This is a genomic window from Kitasatospora sp. NPDC023118, assembly GCF_055560875.1.
Window position 1 is genome coordinate 83556 of the sequence record NZ_JBVHHW010000007.1, and the last position, 16601, is coordinate 100156.

Sequence of the window (16601 nt, forward strand, 5' to 3'; positions counted from 1 at the left end):
GATCACCGGTGATCACCGTGGAATCCCGGCGGACTGTAGCGAATCGACCACCCGGCCGACCACCGAACTCCGAACCCGAACTCCGACCGTCACGTACCGTGTTCGCACCGCCACAGGTTTGGGTACGTACCTCGGCGCGCCCGACGGCCGGGCGTCCATCGAGCAGGAGACCCAGCGACCCATGGACCACGACCACATCCCACCGACGGTACGCCGGACGTACGGCACCGACGATCTGTCCCAAGCCGCCTCCTTCGCCGGTGGCTTCATCAACTTCGGCGACTGGCAGGGGATCGACCTCACCGCCCCCACCCCCGATGACCGGGTGCGCAGCCAGGAGCAGCTCTACCGGCGGGTGCTGCGCGCCTTCCCGGATCCGCGCGGGCAGCTGCGGCTGGCGGAGGTCGGCTGCGGGCGCGGGCTCGGCTCGGCGCTGGCGCTACGGGAGTTCCGCTTCGCGACGGTGACGGGTGTGGACATCCATCCGGACCAGATCGAGCGCGCCCGCGCCGTCAACGCCAAGGCCCTGGCCACCTACCCCGACCGGCTCGCCTACACCCTCGGTTCGGCCGACGAACTCCCGTTCCCCGACGCCTCCTTGGACGGCGTCTACTCCGTCGAGGCCGCCCAGCACTTCCGCGAACTCCCGAGCTTCGCCGCCGAGGCCGCCCGCGTCCTGCGCCCCGGCGGCCGACTGGTGGTCACCACCTTCTTCACCGCCCCGGGAGCCGACGTCGCCGAGCGCCTCAAGATCCTGCTCGCCAGCTTCGCCGACGGCCTGGACGTCGCCCACCCCCTCGACGACTTCGTCACCGACCTGGCGGAGGCCGGTTTCACCACCGTCACCACCGAGTCCATCGGTCCGGACGTCTGGCCGGGCCTCGACCGCTACCTCGCCGAGACCGTCCCACCCGGCCACTGGACCCGCCACTTCCTCACCGCCTGGCGCGACGGCCTCCTCGACTACCACCTCGTCACCGCCGACCGCGCCTGAGCCGTACCGGACGGCGCCCCGGCCGGAACGCGGTCCAGCCACGCAGGGTGGTCCAGCCGCGCGGGGCGGCGCCGCGTGCCCGAGAGGCGCCCGTCCGCACCACTCACGGACGGGCCCGACCCGGGCCTCGAGGCTTTCGCCCCCCACGGCACAGGGCAGGGCCTCCCGGTTTCCCGGGCGGGCTTCGAAACCCGCCGGGCCACCGAGAGGCCCTGCCGTGATGCCCCGGCCGCCCCGCGGCCAGCCGACCGGGACCCGGCCCGCCCAAGACCCGGCCCGATCGGCGCGGCTCAGGAGCGGCACGGCGGCGGCTTCCCGCAGCGGGGCGACACCCGTCAGACGTCCGCGGTCTGGGCCTCCCGCGGCACGGCCGCGGCCTCCGCGGTCTTCGCCGGCCGGTCGGCGAGCTTGAGCCAGACGACTCCGGCGATGATGACGGCCAGCCACACGGCCTGGACCGCGGTGAGGGTCTCGTCGAAGATGACGGGGCCCAGCAGTGCCGCGCCGACCGACCCGATTCCCGCCCAGACGGCGTAGCCGATGCTGACGTCGATGGTGCGCAGCGCGGCGCTCAGCGCCCAGAGCGTCAGCAGGAAGAAGACGACGGCGACCAGTGACCACGTCAGGCGGGTGAAGCCGTGGCTGCCACCGACGGAGAGCGCGTAGCCGACTTCGAAGCCGCCGGCGAGGAGGAGCATGATCCAGGAATTGGCCGAGGTGCGCCCGGTGTTGGACATGTGCGCGAGTCCTTTCGAGGAGATGGGTCGAGTGGGGGCGGGATTCTCAGGCGGCGCCGCTGAGCTGGAGGCCGACGACGCCGGCGATGATGACGGCGATGCCGACGGCCTTGCGCCAGTTCAGGCGCTGGCCGAAGAGCAGTGCTCCGAGGAGGGTGATGCCGATACCGGCGACGGAGGTCCAGATGGCGTAGCCGACGCCCACGTCGAAGGTGAGGAGTGCCTTGCTGAGGAAGTAGGTGCCGAGGGCGCCGGTGATCAGGGTCGCGGCGGTCCAGGGGCGGTTCTTGAAGCCTTCGGCCTTACCGGCCGCGATGGCGACGGCGATCTCGAAGATGTCCGCGATCGCGAGGTAGAACCACTGCATGGGGGGTCCTTTCGTTCGTTGAAGGTCGGCGTTGCACGGGGGACGGTCCGCCGTCCCGCAATCCGCTGTACCGGCGGAACGGGGGCGGGAACGACGAAGCGCTGCTCCGCCGGGATGTCGTCCGGCGGTGAAGGGGGTGGGGGCCGTCCGACTCGTGGTCAGTCGGCACGGCCGGGCGGGCGGGCGCGCTCCGGCGTCGCCCGCGGCTGTGGCACGGCCGGGTCGAACGGCGTCAGTGCCGTTCCGTCGGCCGGTCGGTGCGGAAGCCCGGCCCTCGGGTCAGGTCAGCACCCGTCGATTCCGCAGGCGGGAGCATCTCCGGCGGCCGTCTGTTCGGCCTGGGCGTCGAGCACGGCCTTGCGGATCTGGGCCACGGTGGGGACGCCTTCGATGCGGTGGCGCCCGTCGATGATGATCGTGGGAGCGACGGAGATGCGGAAGGCCTCGGCGGTCCGCAGCGCGTCCTGGTGGGCCGCGGTGTAGGTGCCGGCGGTCAGCGCCGCGGTGAAGTCGGCGCCGTCCAGCCCGAGTTCGGACGCGATGTCGGCGAGGACCTCCGTCCGGCCGATGTCCCGGTTCTCCTGGAAGAAGGCCCGCAGGACGCGCGGGGTGTACTCCGCGGCCCTGCCGTGCTCGGCCGCGTACTGGTAGCCCTCGAAGGCCAGCCGGGTGTAGGGCTGGGGGGAGACCGTGGGCAGGGTGATGTCCACGCCCATCCGTCGGGCCATCGGGTAGACCGCGCGCTCCCAGATCGCCGGCAGGTACGGGTCCTCCGGGCGCAGCGTCGGGGTGGGGTGGGGCCGCAGTTCGAACGGCATCCACTCGATCTCGACGTCGAGGTCGCGGGTGGCCTCGTGCAGCGGACCCTCGGCGAGCATGCAGAACGGACAGACGTAGTCCGACCAGACCCTGACGCCGATTTTGCCGGTTGCCGTCTCGGTCATGGCCGCCCCTGTTCCATCGCGAGGAACTCCTCGAACGGCTTCGTCCCTTCCGGGATCTGCAGCCAGGTCACCTTGACCGGCCAGGTCTCCGGATCCTCGGCGAAGATCGAGTACGAGTTGGTGTAGTCGAAGCCGTACCGCGCGGCCGTCTTGCGGTCGACCACGTTGACGATGTGGGTGACGTTGAAGTACAGCGAGGCCATGTAGCACAGGGCGCACGGCTCGCCGGAGGCGATCAGGGTCGCCCCGGCGGTGGCGTGCAGGCCGTACTTGGCGGCGGCCTCGCGCAGTGCGGTCACCTCGGCGTGCGCGGTGGGGTCGTTGTCCTCGCGCACCCGGTTGACGCCGGTGCCGAGGATCCGGCCGCGGTTGACCACCACGCCGGAGAACGGGATGCCGCCCTTGGCGACGTGCTCGCGGCTGATCCGGACCGCCTCACGGGCGTACTCGGTCAGCTCGCTCTCTGATAGCTCGGAATAACGCAACGCTGCTCCCCCGCTCAGACCGCGGCCGGGCTGTGGGCAGTGGGCGCCGTGACATCAGGCATGGAGTCCCCAGTAGTTGCTTGTATGTACATGTTCTTTGAGCCCGCAAGAGACTTGAGCGAGCAGATAGAGCTTGCATGAACATACATCTTGCTGTCAATCGCTACTGCTCAGGACATTGCCCGATGCCTGGTCATCGGGGTGCGGGGTGACGGTCCGGCACGAGAGCGCCGGACCGACCGACCAGCGAAGCCCACCACCGCGAAGCCCGCCACCCCGGGGCCGGACGACGGCCTCAGACCGCGACGGGATAACTCGGGGCCTTCTCCTGCGTCCACAGCGCGTGGGGCCCGAGCGGCGGCCTGGCCCGGCCGTCGCCTCCCGCGCCGAGGCCGGGACGGGCGGTCTGCCGGTCGGGGTCGGCCGCCAGGCGGCTGTAGGTGAAGGCGGCCGAGACCAGTGCCATGTGGTGGTGCCAGCCCGGAAAGGAGCGGCCCTCGAAGTCCCGTAGGCCGAAGCCCCGTTGGAGCAGATCGACGGTCTCACCGGTCGCCGGGTGCCGCTCCGCGTACTCCAGGAGTTCGTCGACCGGCCGGTGCGCCATGTTGGTGATCCACAGCTGTCCCGGCCCCGCCGGGTGCCCGTCGGGCTGGGCGAACAGGCGGAACGGCTGGGGCCGTTGGTCGGCCGCGACAGCGCCGGGAATCTGGACCAGAGCGTCACGAACGGGCCCCCGCCCCGGTCTCGCGCCGCCGGGACGGACCTCCGCGCTCCGGTCGCTCAGCACCCGGGCGGCCGCGGTCACCGGCCGGCGGGAACCGGAGGCGTGGGGTTCGAGCTGGGCGAGCGGGAAGCCGCCGGGGATCGCCACGACGAAGTCCAGCCGGCGCTTGATCAGTCCGTCGAGGAGCCGGCGCGAGTCCATGTAACCGTCGAGGTCGACGACGACCGGGACGGGTTCGTGCTGCGAGCGCTGCACCATCGCGTCGAGCACATTGAGGAGTTGGCTCTCGGTCGGAGCGGTGGCCGTCTGGGGGACACGGGCCCGCTCGCGCAGTGGGCCCTGGGCCCACGGCTCGGGCAGGAACAGGCACCAGCCGACGGGAAACTCGCCCGCGTCGGTCGACATGAACACCGCCGTTCCTACCTGGCAGTTGACGGTTCGTCCGGTGTGTGGGATGAATCGGCGGTGCACTCCGCACGACTTCTCACCGCGCTTGGGCAGGACGACGGGGGCGGCCGTCCACGCCCGGGGCCGGACACGGCCCTCGGCCCACTGGCGCAACTGGTCGCACACCGGCTCCCACTCCCAGGGACTCTCGTTGATGAACTGGTGCAGAGCCTGCGATGCCGTCGGGGAGTCGCTCGCCACGGCCGCGAGTCGGCGGATGGACTTCTTGCCGGGCGTGCTGAGGAGGCCTTGTACATATGCGTGAGCCCACCTGCGCTGGTCGGCCCGGCGCAGGTGTCCGAAGAGCTGCTCCGTGAACAGGGCGACGGAGTCCCATCCCCTCATAGTTTCCCCTCCCGTGTTGCGACTGCGGGCTTCACACAGACGCACCCACGATAAAGAATGAGTACTATTTTTTTCTGGGGAAAGGGATTCCTGCCGCCACTTCGCCAACTCCACATGAACCATGGCGTGAACCCGCCGGGTCGGTTCCGGGGAACGGGAGCGGCCGGGCCGCGCAACGGGTGACATCACGGAGTTCCGACTTCGACTCGGCCTCCGTTGAACGCCGGAACGCCGGAACGCCCACGAGCGGTGGTCGTCGAGCTCGAATTCGCGCACGGGCCGGGCGCGCGGGCCGGGTGCACGGGAGCGCGCGGGTCGACGTCAAAGGTCACACGACGGGACGCGTCCCGGCCGGACGACCGGAGCGCCGTTCGATCACCCGTCGTTCCGCTCGGTTCCCTCCCGGAATTCGCCGTGCGAGAGGGGCGGCGCGGGCATCCGGTCGTGCTCGCGGGGATCGGGCTCCCGGGGATCGGGCTCCCGGGGATCGGGCTCGCGGTCCGGTCGGGCGCTGAAGCCCGCGGCGGCCCGCCGCCACAGCTGGCCGAGCTCGTGCTCCACGGACCGCACCGGGTGGCCGGAGCGCAGCCGCGCCTCGGCCCCGGCCAGCAGGTAGGCGACCAGCAGCTCGATGTCGGCGAGCTCCGCGTCGGTGGTGCCGCCGGCCCGGGCCAGATCGAGGGCGTGCAGCAGGGTGGGGCGCCAGGCCTCCTCCCAGGCCGGCTGGGAACCGGGGCACTCGTACGCGAGTCGCATGGCCGCATGGGCCCGGACGTCCCGGTTCAGGAAGGCGGCCAGTGACTGGGTGAGCCGGCTGACCGCGGTCAGCCCCGGCGTCGTGAGCTGCTGCACCTCGTGCAGCGCCGAACGGACCGCTGACGCACCCGCCTCGACGACCGCGAGCGCCAGGTCCTCCTTGGTCAGGAAGTGGAAGGTCAACGCCCCCGAGGTGACGCCGGCGGATTGGCTGATGCGCGCCAGAGTGGCGCCGGTGTAACCGTGCCGGGCGAACTGTGCGGCCGCGGCGTCGATCAGGGCGGCCCGGGTCTGCTCCGCGCGCGCCTGCCTCAGCACAGCGGCGCGCTCCGGTACCGCGTGACGGGTGCGGTCGCGGACCGCTGGGTGTCCTGGGGACTTCTTGTGAGTTGCATAGCCCCTCCGACTGGTTCGTGTACCTGCCCCGCGACGACGCGGCAAGCATACCCCGGTCCGCCGGCGACCTGACGCGTAGTCGGATCCCCGTTCGCCCGGCCGGCATCGGGTGTGTCCGTCTCCGCTCGCGCTGAAGTCCGACCGTGCGGTCGCGCGCCGGAGGACCGGGGCACGTGGGCCCACGGGGCGTGGGGCCGGTCATGCCGAACCGCACCGACCGGGGCGGGGAACGTCGTTCGCATCCGGACTGATCGCGCGACGTCACCTCGCCTCGCCCCGGGGTGCGGTGGATCCGACCCACCCGCCGAAGCGCCGGGTGCGCGGCGCCCCGGCACATGGCGGGGTCTTCCTTTCGGACCGACGGCGAATACCCGTCGAACGGATTCCGAATAGCGGTGAGCGAGTCGAATACCGGCAGCCGGGGAAAGGGGGGGAGCCGCCGGATCCCGTTATGAGCGTGGGGGCTTCACAAGGGGCTTGACAACCCGCACTTGCCTGCGCCTTTACGAGCGCGCGGGCGTCACCTCAGGGCCGACAGGTGCGTGCCGTCCGGCCGGCCGTCCACCGCCGGAGCATCGAAGGCGGGCGGGGCCTCGTGTCGACAGGCACTGCGCCGGCAGTCGTACCGGAGGAAGTTCCGCAGCTGGTCCGTCCGCCGCAGATGGCCCTTGACCAGGATCACGCCGTACATGTGGTCGCCGTCCTCCCGCCAGCAGATCAGCGGGATGCGGTAGGTGTCGCCCTCCGGGGTCCCGAAGACGGCCTCGTAGCCGTGTGCGTCCAACAGGGTCACGAATGGTCGTCCTTCGGGGTCGTGGCGAACAGGTGCCCGTAGTCGGTGATGTCGCGGGCGGTGGCCGCGGCACCGGCGAGGTGGAGGGCGTGCCAGAGGATCACCTGGTTCGCGGTGACGACGTTGAAGCCGAGCTCGTCCTCCAGGGCCTTGATGGTGCCGACCGCCCGGATGCCGTTGCCGGCGACGAGGACGGCCTCCGGCCGGTGGGCGGCCACCGTGGTGCGGATCCACGCCGAGAGGTTCTCGGGCGTGATGGCCTTCTGGTTGGAGGGCAGGCCGCAGGGGCCGTGGTAGACGACCTCGTAGCCGAACTCACCGAAGTAGTCGGCTCCCTGGCGCGAGAGGGTGTCGTCGAACCACGGCGGGTTGACCACCGCGATCCGGCGGGCGCCCAGCGCGTCGAACGCGGCGCGCGCGGCCCTGGTCGTGCCGGTGATCGGCAGCCCCCGGGTGACGGGCAACAGCCGCTCGTACAACTCCCGCTCGCCCTGCGCCTTCAAGGCGTAACTGGAGGAGGTGAAGCCGAGGGTCAGCGCGTGCAGCGGTGAGGCCGCCAGCAGCTCCACGGCGTTGTCCAGGTACGGGGCCTGGACGAAGGCCAGGATCGGGTCGTGCGGGATCTTCTCGTCCATCTCACCGCCCGGGCGCATGGCGGCGAAGTGGATGCGCGAGCCGTGGATGGACACGGAGGCGGGGGCGACGGCCTGCAGTTCGGCCTCCGGGCCCACATCCGCATGCGGCACGACGACGCCGATGCGGGTCGAGGCGTCCCATCCGTCGACGGGCGAGGGCGTACTGGTCATGAGGTTCTCCTACCGGGTGAGCGCGGATTCGTCGGCCAGGCGGCCGCCTCGGACGGTGCCGGTGCCGCCGGCGTCGAGGAACCTGGGGTGCTTGCGGCGCATCGCTTCGAGGACGAAGTCGTAGGGGACGTCGTCGAAGGAACCGTGGTCGGTGAGGAACTCCATGGCGCCGCCCCCCTCGTGGGGGTGGTAGAGGCTGTCGTTGAGCCCGTCGAACTCCAGGGCCTGCATGCCGTACAGCTTGCAGAGCAGCTTGTTGAACACGGGCGTGGCCTTGACCCACTTGCCGTCCAGGTGGACCTGGGTGAGCCCGTGGAAGAACACGTCGCCGCCGATGTGGTCCAGGAGGCGGGGCGAGGCGAGGTGGTTGCGCACGTCGCCGTACACCAGGCGGGAGGGGACGCCCAGGGCGCGCACGGCGGCCGCGTACAGCGCGGACTTGTGCAGGCAGAAGCCGGACTTGGTGGTGGCGGTGTGCGAGGCCTTGAGGCCCTCCCGGGACAGCGGGGCGCCGTAGACCTCGTAGTCGACGCCGTCGCGCACCGCGTAGTACAGCTCGATCGCGTTGGTCCGCCGGTCCGCGGAGCGGTCCTTGACGGCGTGGTCGATGAAGGCCTGCACCTCGTCGGTCTCGTAGTCGAGGAATTCGGTGGGGCGCGTGAGGTGGTCCAGCTGGTCGGTCATGTCGGGATTCCTGTCGGTCAGAGTCCGAGGAGCATGGCGATGCGGTTGCGCTGGATCTCGGAGGTTCCGGAGTAGATCGTTCCGGCGATCGAATTGCGCAGGTCGCGCTCGATGCCGTGCTCGGTGAGCACGCCGCGGCCGCCGTGGATCTGCACCGCGTCCAGCGCGGTCTGCACGTTGGCCTCGGACACGACGGTCTTGGTGGCCGCGAGGTCGAGCGAGGCGTCCTCGTTGCGTTCGACCTTGGCGCCGGTGTCGGTGAGCCACTTGCGGGCCGTCTCCACCCGGATCTTCATGTCCGCGATCTTGTGGGAGATGCCCTGGTAGGAGCTGATGGGCTGGCCGAACTGGCGGCGCTCCTTGGCGAAGGCGATGGTCTCCTCCAGGCGCCGGGTCATCTCGCCCAGGGTGATGGAGAAGCCGAAGAGGACCTCGCGCTTCATCACGTAGTCCAGGACCCGGAATCCGGCGCCCTCCTGCCCGACCCGCTGGCTGACCGGGACGCGCAGCTCGTCGAAGGCGAGCGTGCCGATCGGGCTGGTACGCAGACCGATCTTGTCCATCGCGGGGCCCACGGTCAGGCCGGGGCTGCCGGCCTCGACGAGCAGGGTGGTGAGGCCGAAGGGGCCCGGCTTCCCGGTGCGGACGTACAGCAGGAACAGGTCGGCGACCGGGGCGTTGGTGATGAACATCTTGTCGCCGCTGACCACGTAGTGGTCGCCGTCGCGGCGGGCGACGGTCGCCAGGTTCATCGCGTCCGACCCGCCGGACTGCTCGGTGATCGCGTGCGCGGTGATCGCCTCACCGGACATGATCCTCGGCAGGTGCTTCTCCTTCAGTTCCCGGCTGCCGAACCGCTGCAGGGGCGTGCCCACGGACACGATCTGCGTCGACGCGGAGAAGGAGAGGCCGGCGTCGCGGGAGGTGTGGCCCAGACCCTCCAGGGCACGCATGGTTTCGGTGAGGCTGTGGCCGGCGCCGCCGAACTCCGGCGCGAACGGGACGCGCAGCAGGCCGGTCTCCTGGAGGGTCTTCCACTTCTCGTGGGGGAAGACGCCCGCCGCGTCCAACTCGCGGGTACCGGCGTTGAGCTGCTCGGCCCACGGCGCGGTGAGGTGAAAGAGGTCATCGGTCACGGGAGATCCTGGGTCCCTTTCAACGGTGTATCGGGGCAAGTGCGGATCGGGGCAACAGTGGATCAAGGTGAGGCCATGACGACGTTCCATGGCCCGGGCCGTGTCGGGCCACGGGCTCGCACGCTCACGCGGCCCGACACGGCCCGGCCCCGGCCCGAAGCCCGACGGGGAGCGGGTTTCGGGCCGGGACTGGTGGACTGGCGGCCGGTGGGGCGGCGGCTCAGTACTGGGAGAACCCGTCCTCGGACAGGGTGTGCTTCTCGTCGCCGTTGATCGGCGGGTTGAAGATCGACACCAGGTGGAGGTCCTCGTCGGCGGAGGCCACCAGGTGGTGCGGGTCGTGCTCGTTGAGGACGTAGATGGTGCCGGGGACGATCTTGTGGCGGGTGCCGTCCTTCTCCACGACCTCGCCGGAGCCACCGATGCAGTAGCAGGCCTCCAGGTGGTTGCGGTACTGCAGGGCACTCGAAGTGCCCTTGCGCACGAGGGTGTCCGCGACGGCGAAGCCCATGCCGTCGCGCTTGGTGAGGAGTCGGTAGCTCAGGCCGTTGCCCCACTCGACAGGGGCGACGTCATCGAGGCTGCGGGTGAACATCTCTCTGGTTCTCCTTCGGGATCGGGTTGTGCGGCGGTTCGGTGCGGTCGGTCGGGCGGGACGGCGCAGTCGTCGGACGGGACGCCGCGCGGTCGGCCGGACCGGGCGGAGCGGTCGGTCAGGCGGCCGCGGCCGGGCGGTGCTCCGCGATCATGGCGACGATGGCGTCGAGGGTTCGGAAGTCGTCGGGGCCGAAGTCGATGTCGTCGACGGGGATCTGATAGGCCGTGGTGAGGTGCCCGAGCATCTTCACCAGGCCGAGACTGTCGATGACTCCGGAGTCGAGCAGGTCGTAGTCACCGGTGAGGTCCGAGACGTCCTCCCCGGCCAGGAACTGGGCCACGACGTAGGCGCGGACCTCAGTGGCGATGGCTGTGGTGCTCATGCGTCGCTCTCCTTCAGGCGGTTCTGCTTGATCAGGTTTCGGTCGGGCTTGCCCGTCGAGGTGCGGGGCAGCGGAGCGGCGGTGAGGTGCACCGAGGCCGGGATGGCGTGGCGCGGCAGCTGCCGGCCCAGGTGGGTGCGCAGTCGGAGACTGGTGAGGCCGCTGCCCGGGCGGTGGGTGACATGGGCGTGCAGGCGGACGCCGGCCTGCGGGTCCGGCAGCGGCACGACCACGGCCTCCGCGACGTCCGGGTGGGCCGCGATCACGTTCTCCACCTCCTGCAGGTTCGTGCGGACGCCCCGGACCTTCACGTGCCAGTCCGCGCGCCCTTCGAGGAAGTACAGGCCCTCGGTGGTGCGGGTGACGATGTCGCCGGTGCGGTAGAAGACCCGGCCCTCCAGGTGCGTGAACACCTCGTTCAGGTCCCGGCGCAGGTAGCCGCTGGTCTGGAACGGCGTGGACACCAGGAGTTCGCCGGTGCCGGCCGAGGCGAGGACTTCGCCCTCGGCATCGACGACCAGGGCGTCGGTGCCGCGAATGGGACGGCCGATGGGCATCGGGCCGTCCACGGCGGTGGGATCGACGCGGTGGATGAAGGAGTCGTTGGTCTCCGTGCAGCCGAACACGTTGTGGAAGGCGGCCCGGGGGAAGGCCGGCGCGACACGTCGCAGCAGGTCGGCCGGCATCCGGTCGCCGGTGAAGATCGCGTGACGTACGGCGGCGAAGGTGCCGCCGTGCTCCAGGAGCAGCCGGTACATCATCGGCACGCCCTGGACGAAGGTGACGTCGTGCCGGGCGGCCAGCGCGGCCAGGTGCGCGGCGTCGGTCGCCCGCTGCTGCTCCACCAGGACGACGCACGCTCCGAGCTGGAGGAAGGTCCAGACGTCGAGCAGGGCGAGGTCGAAGTTGAGGGGTGCGTACGACAGCGCGGTCTCGTCGGGCGTCAGGGCGAACTCGCCGACGGCCCAGTCGGTGAAAGCGTCGAACCCGGCGGTCTCGATCGGAACGATCTTGGGGGTCCCGGTCGAACCCGAGGTGGTCAGCAGCAACCGGGTCCGGGCCGGATCCGGCACCGCGAATCCCTCCGCCTCGCCCTCGTCCGCCGGCACCGGCGTCGCGGTGAGTTCACCGTCGGCGGTGGGGGTGAGCAGGTGGGAGACCCGTGCCTGGTGCGCCAGGCGCTCCAGCGCGGCGCCGCCCAGGTCCGGGGAGGGGGCGAGGGCGATGTGGCCCTCATGGAAGACGGCCAGCAGCAGCGCGACGGTCTGCGGGTTCTTGTGCGCCGGCACGCAGACGGTGCTGCCTGCCGGGAGGTTCAGCTGCGACAGGTGACGTCGCAGACTCCGGGTCAGGTCGTTCAGCCGGCCGTAGGTGACGGCCTGGTCGTTGAAGTGGAGCGCGATGCGGTGGGGCCGGTCCTCGCCGTGGGCGGCGACGGTCTCGGCCAGGAGGGACGATGGCACGGCGGGATTCCTCGCGGTCGGCTCAGCCGTCGGCAACAGGTACCGATCGACTGTTCGAATCGTGCGGTGTCGAGGTTGACGGTACCTGGGCAGCTGGATGCTTGGTCAAGCATGCACTTGGCGAAGTGGGTGTGACGCAGGACACCGCAGTTGCATGTCCAAGCAAAAACCCCGAACGCGGAGTGCGTTCGGGGTCGGGGCCGGGGCGGGGGTGGCCGAGCCGGCGCGGGTCAGACCTGGGTCGCGCGGAGGGCCTGGACCGTGGGGCCCAGCTCGGGGTCGGCGGTGAAGGTGTTCAGCGCGGACGACAGGACCTCCGCGTAGGTGGCACGCGCGGCCTGGTAGCGCTGGCGCCCCTCGTCCGTGATGACCGCGTAGACACCGCGCTTGTCCGACGGACACAGGTCCTTGAAGGCGAAGCCGGCCGTTTCGAGGCGGCCCACCAGGCGCGTCACCGACGACTGCCCCAGACCGACCTTGTCGGCCAGGTCCTGCATGCGCAGCTCGCTCGTCTTGGAGTGGTGCAGGTGCTCCAGTGAGCGGTACTCCGACAGTCCGATCCCGTGCCGCCGCTGCAGGGCCAGGGCCAGTTCGCGCTCCACGTACGCGTGGAGCGTGAGCACCCGGTTCCATGCGGCCTGGTCGGAGGTACGCAGGGGCGCGTGGGGTGAAGTTGCCATAAGTGCCTCCCTTGCACAGGTGTTGCTTGACAGCAGAGTACATGCGCATGCAAGATCCTGGCGCCCCGAGTTTGCGTTTTCAGGGATTCACTGGCGACACTTGATTGCACGTACAAGCAACCTTTTAGATGTCTTGTGTACATCCGCCCGCAAGACCCGGGCGACCACGGCCTCGCTGCGCCAGATCGTGCTCCATCCTCTCCACCGACCCCACCACATGGCCGCTCAAGGTGACGCACGCTCCGATCGAGGGCACCGAGTGCCCCTCCACGATCCCTTGACCGGCCGGAAAGGCCGTCTGCGATGAGAGATCCGGTGAAGATCCAGATCCGGTCCGACTACGTCCACCCCTCCTGCACGCAGGCCGACCAGGCCGGCTACGGCACCGCGTGCGGCATCGAAGGAGACCGCTGAGATGAGCATCCGCGCTCACTTCACCCCCGTCGCGCAGTCACCTCACCCGGAGCGGGAGCGCCACGTCCTGGCCACGGTGACCTACGGCGACACCGCCGGCCTCAGCCGCTTCCAGCACGGCCACCCCGACCTGACCATTCCGATGGCCGTCACCGGTGGCGACGCCTTCCGCGAGGTGTGGACCGTGGCGGACCGGCCGCGCTGGGTCCTGCGCGAGGACAACGCCTACGCCCACGACGGCCGCCACCTCTTCGTCGCCGGGCTCCTCCCGGAACAGGACGTCTACACACCCCCGGTGCGCGCCCTCTACGAGAAGGCCTTCGCCCTGGTCAACCACCTCGACTACGGCCACATCTTCCGGATGTGGAACTTCGTCGGCGACATCGTCGGCACCAACGCCGAGGGCATGGAGGTCTACCAGGACTTCGTCCAGGGCCGCGCCCAGGCGTTCCACACCTATATGGGGGACAGCACCGCCCAGCTCCCCGCCGCCACCGGAATCGGCACCCAGGGCCGCGGCATCGCCTTCTTCCTGCTGGCGACGAGAAGAGGAGTGCCCCGGCACATAGAGAACAGCCGGCAGACGTCCGCCTACCACTACCCCGGCCAGTACGGCCCCAAGTCGCCGAGCTTCGCCCGGGCCACCCTCCTGGACGACACGCTCTACGTCTCCGGCACCGCGTCCATCCTCGGCCACGAGACCGTCCACCACGGCGACGTGCGGGCCCAGACCCGGGAAACCCTCGACAACATCGCCCACCTGATCTCCCGCGAGAACCTCGCCCCCCAGGGCATCGACGCGGGCCACGACCTGAAAGACCTCCGGATGATCAAGGCATACGTACGACATGAGGGCGATATTCCGGCGGTACGCGCGGTCTGTGAAGAGAAGCTTGGTCTTGGCGTTGAGGTGAAGTACCTCAACGTCGCCGTCTGCCGTGACGACCTCCTCGTCGAGATCGAGGGCCTCGTCCCCGCTCGGGGGTGGGACCTGTGACCGACCTCAAGGTGGGCATCGTCCTCCCCGGACGCGAGTGCGTCATCGACGACGGCCCCTACCCTGCCAACCTCGCCTCCATCGCCGCCCTGGCCGAGGAGTCCGGCTTCGACTCCATCTGGGCCGGCGAATCCCCCCTCGCCCGCTCGCGGATGAACCCGCTGCTCGCCCTCGCTGCGGCCGCCACCGCCACCGAACGCCTCCAGCTGGGCACCGCCGTCCTCATGCCGCTGCGCCCTCCCGTCCACCTGGCGCACGAACTGGCCTGCCTCGACCGGATCTCGGGCGGCCGGCTCATCGCCGGCATCGGATCCGGCTTCGCCTCTCCCGCGACGGAACGCGAATTCGCCAACTACGGGCTGGACTTCACCACCCGCTTCGGGCGGATGCGGGAGACCGTCGAGATCTGCCAGGCCCTGTGGGCCGCCCGCGGCGAGCCCGTCTCGTACGAGGGACAGCACTACCGGCTCCAGGACGCGGCCCTGCTGCCCCTGCCGCACCAGCCGCAGGGCCCCCCGCTGTGGATCGCCCACTCCGGGCCCAAGATGCTGCGGCGGGCGGGCCGGAACTTCGACGGCTGGATGCCCACCTCCACCACCCCCGAGAAGTACGGCGAAGGCTGGGACCAGGTCGACGCCGCCCGCCAGGAGGCAGGCCGCCCCGCCGAGGCCGTCACCGGCGCCGTCTACCTCTCCGTCGCGGTCAACCGCGACCCCCAGCGGGCCGAGGACACCCTGTGGTCCTACTTCGACGCCTACTACGGCCTCCCCCTCACCACCATGCGCACCACCCAGGGGATCTTCGGCGGAACCCCGCAGGAGGTCGCCGACTGGCTCAACCGGTACATCAAGAACGGCGCCCGCCACCTGATCCTGCGCCTTCCCACCGACGAACTGACGGAGGCCGGCTACCGCACCGCGCTCCAGCGGACCGCGCAGGAACTGCTCCCGATCCTCCGCGGCCTGTGAACCGCGGAACGCAGGCGCCGGCCTGGGCGGTGTGGGCGGCGGCCTGGCCGATCACCGCCGTGTTCATGCTGTCCAACATCCCCACCCCGTTGCTCGGCGTCTGGCAGGAACGCATCGGCTTCTCCACCGGCACCGAGACAGTCATCTTCGCCGCCTACATCGGCGGCCTGCTCCTCGCCCTGCCCTTCACCGGAGCCCTGGCCGACCGGTACGGCACCCGCCGCGTCCTGGCCCCCGCCCTGGCCGCCGGCCTGACGTCCTGCGCCCTGTTCATGACGGCCACCCACGTCCTCACCCTGATCGTCGCGCGACTGCTCACCGGTGTGGCGGTCGGCGCGGCACTCTCGGCGGGGACGGCGGCGGTCGCCCACGTCGGAGGGCCCGAGCGGCGCCCGCAGGCGGTCCTCGCCGGGTCGGTGGCCATCGGCACCGGCCTGGCGACCGGCCCCCTGCTCGGCGGCAGCGTCTCCCAGTACTGGGCGGCGCCCACCGTGACCGTGTTCGTCCTCGAAGGCGTCCTGCTCCTGACCGCCCTGGCCGTCGTCCACACCCTCCATCTGCCACCCGCGCCGGCCTCCCGGGAGGCGCCCACCGCGGGATGGCTGCGCCTGCCGTCGGTCCCCCGCGTCAACCGCCGCGGCCTGGCCACCAGCCTGATGGCCTACATCCCCGGAATGACGGGCACGTCCCTCCTGCTCGCCCTGGGACCGATCCTGCTCGGCTCGCTCCTGCACACCGGCAACCGCCTGGTGACGGGCGGGATCGGCTTCATGATGTTCGGAGCGTCCACCGGCATCCAGTTCGCGATCAAGAAGCTGCCACTCGGGCGCATTCTCACCATCGCGGGCGTCGTCACGGGGATCGCCATGCTCGCCACCGCCACCGCCGTCCGCACCCACTCCCTCGCCCTACTGTCCGTCGCGGCGGTCCTCGCGGGCATCGGCCAGGGCATGGGCCAGTACGGCGGCTTCTCCCGCCTGGGAACCGAGGTCACCCCCAGCCGCCTCGCCGAGGCCAACGCGGCGCTCAGCGCGGGCGGCTACCTGTTCGCCGGCATCCTGCCCATCCTCACCGGCTACCTGAGCGACGCCGCCGGAATCGCCACCTCCGCCACGGTGTTCGCGGCCCTCACCGGCGCCGCGGCACTCACTGGATCGCTGCTGGTCAACTCGGCCCGCGTGCGGACACCCCGCCCCACCGGGGGCACGACGGACGCGCCGCCGGCGGCGGCCACGACCTCGCCGTCACCACCGCCCTCCGCGGCCGCCACCGCCTCCTGCTCGGCCCGGCTCACGCCCAACCGACCTTCCCACTCCGGGAGATGACCTCCACCCAGACCCGATCCGGCACACCTCCCCCAACGGCGCGCCCCCACCGGGGGCAGCCGCCCGAGCAGGTCGACGGCGGCTTCGCCGGCCCCGCGAACGGCGCTCGTCGTCGTCCGAGGGGCCGGCTCCGGCAGTCCGACGACGAGGCGCCGGTCCC

General features: G+C 70.9%; 18 protein-coding genes. 4 read left to right on the plus strand and 14 right to left on the minus strand.

Annotated features, from left to right (window positions below; all coding sequences use genetic code 11):
* The first annotated feature begins 118 nt into the window (after positions 1 to 118).
* Positions 119 to 994, plus strand: a complete 876-nt coding sequence (locus ACZ3UD_RS11155) for a class I SAM-dependent methyltransferase (protein ID WP_465585195.1) — start codon at positions 119 to 121, stop codon at positions 992 to 994.
* Positions 995 to 1329: 335 nt separating this feature from the next.
* Here the strand turns inward: ACZ3UD_RS11155 and ACZ3UD_RS11160 are convergent, their stop codons facing one another.
* The 14 genes from ACZ3UD_RS11160 to ACZ3UD_RS11225 all read right to left on the minus strand — a co-directional run bounded on the left by ACZ3UD_RS11160 (position 1330) and on the right by ACZ3UD_RS11225 (position 12737).
* Positions 1330 to 1731, minus strand: a complete 402-nt coding sequence (locus ACZ3UD_RS11160; RefSeq protein ID WP_465585197.1) for a DMT family transporter — start codon at positions 1729 to 1731, stop codon at positions 1330 to 1332.
* 46 nt (positions 1732 to 1777) lie between these two features.
* Positions 1778 to 2098 (minus strand): DMT family transporter, encoded by a 321-nt coding sequence (locus ACZ3UD_RS11165; protein ID WP_380611390.1) that lies wholly within the window; start codon positions 2096 to 2098, stop codon positions 1778 to 1780.
* 284 nt (positions 2099 to 2382) lie between these two features.
* Entirely contained in the window at positions 2383 to 3042 is a 660-nt protein-coding gene (locus ACZ3UD_RS11170) for a DsbA family oxidoreductase (protein WP_465585199.1), read from the minus strand.
* On the minus strand, positions 3039 to 3527 hold the full coding sequence (locus ACZ3UD_RS11175) for a nucleoside deaminase (RefSeq protein ID WP_465585200.1): 489 nt from the start codon (positions 3525 to 3527) through the stop codon (positions 3039 to 3041). The genes ACZ3UD_RS11170 and ACZ3UD_RS11175 overlap by 4 nt, the downstream gene beginning before the upstream one ends.
* A 295-nt stretch (positions 3528 to 3822) precedes the next feature.
* Positions 3823 to 5043, minus strand: coding sequence for an IS701 family transposase (locus ACZ3UD_RS11180; protein WP_465585202.1), 1221 nt, complete (start codon positions 5041 to 5043; stop codon positions 3823 to 3825).
* Between the two features lie 375 nt (positions 5044 to 5418).
* Positions 5419 to 6117, minus strand: a complete 699-nt coding sequence (locus ACZ3UD_RS11185; RefSeq protein WP_465585203.1) for a TetR family transcriptional regulator — start codon at positions 6115 to 6117, stop codon at positions 5419 to 5421.
* Between the two features lie 598 nt (positions 6118 to 6715).
* A complete protein-coding gene (locus tag ACZ3UD_RS11190) occupies positions 6716 to 6988 on the minus strand; it encodes a DUF6253 family protein (RefSeq protein ID WP_465585205.1) in 273 nt (90 codons plus the stop codon).
* Entirely contained in the window at positions 6985 to 7794 is an 810-nt protein-coding gene (locus tag ACZ3UD_RS11195; RefSeq protein WP_465585206.1) for a maleate cis-trans isomerase family protein, read from the minus strand. The genes ACZ3UD_RS11190 and ACZ3UD_RS11195 overlap by 4 nt, the downstream gene beginning before the upstream one ends.
* A gap of 9 nt (positions 7795 to 7803) precedes the next feature.
* A complete protein-coding gene (locus ACZ3UD_RS11200; protein ID WP_465585208.1) occupies positions 7804 to 8478 on the minus strand; it encodes a transglutaminase-like domain-containing protein in 675 nt (224 codons plus the stop codon).
* Positions 8479 to 8495: 17 nt separating this feature from the next.
* On the minus strand, positions 8496 to 9614 hold the full coding sequence (locus ACZ3UD_RS11205) for an acyl-CoA dehydrogenase family protein (protein ID WP_465585209.1): 1119 nt from the start codon (positions 9612 to 9614) through the stop codon (positions 8496 to 8498).
* 220 nt (positions 9615 to 9834) lie between these two features.
* Positions 9835 to 10209 carry an ectoine synthase gene (locus ACZ3UD_RS11210; RefSeq protein WP_465585211.1) on the minus strand — a complete coding sequence of 125 codons (375 nt, stop codon included), beginning with the start codon at positions 10207 to 10209 and terminating at the stop codon, positions 9835 to 9837.
* Positions 10210 to 10327: 118 nt separating this feature from the next.
* Entirely contained in the window at positions 10328 to 10594 is a 267-nt protein-coding gene (locus ACZ3UD_RS11215; RefSeq protein ID WP_465585212.1) for a phosphopantetheine-binding protein, read from the minus strand.
* Positions 10591 to 12057: an AMP-binding protein gene (locus ACZ3UD_RS11220; protein WP_465585214.1), complete on the minus strand. Its 1467-nt coding sequence runs from the start codon at positions 12055 to 12057 to the stop codon at positions 10591 to 10593. The genes ACZ3UD_RS11215 and ACZ3UD_RS11220 overlap by 4 nt, the downstream gene beginning before the upstream one ends.
* 230 nt (positions 12058 to 12287) lie before the next feature.
* Positions 12288 to 12737 (minus strand): MarR family winged helix-turn-helix transcriptional regulator, encoded by a 450-nt coding sequence (locus tag ACZ3UD_RS11225; protein ID WP_465585215.1) that lies wholly within the window; start codon positions 12735 to 12737, stop codon positions 12288 to 12290.
* Positions 12738 to 13152: 415 nt separating this feature from the next.
* Here ACZ3UD_RS11225 and ACZ3UD_RS11230 point away from each other — a divergent pair, with 415 nt between their 5' ends.
* From ACZ3UD_RS11230 to ACZ3UD_RS11240, 3 genes are read left to right on the plus strand one after another with little or no spacing between them, the layout of a single operon-like run.
* Positions 13153 to 14148, plus strand: a complete 996-nt coding sequence (locus ACZ3UD_RS11230) for an FkbO/Hyg5 family chorismatase (RefSeq protein WP_465585216.1) — start codon at positions 13153 to 13155, stop codon at positions 14146 to 14148.
* Positions 14145 to 15116: an LLM class flavin-dependent oxidoreductase gene (locus tag ACZ3UD_RS11235; RefSeq protein ID WP_465585218.1), complete on the plus strand. Its 972-nt coding sequence runs from the start codon at positions 14145 to 14147 to the stop codon at positions 15114 to 15116. Before ACZ3UD_RS11230 ends, ACZ3UD_RS11235 begins: the two co-directional genes overlap by 4 nt.
* Positions 15113 to 16441, plus strand: coding sequence for an MFS transporter (locus ACZ3UD_RS11240; RefSeq protein WP_465585220.1), 1329 nt, complete (start codon positions 15113 to 15115; stop codon positions 16439 to 16441). Before ACZ3UD_RS11235 ends, ACZ3UD_RS11240 begins: the two co-directional genes overlap by 4 nt.
* The last annotated feature ends 160 nt before the right edge of the window (positions 16442 to 16601 follow it).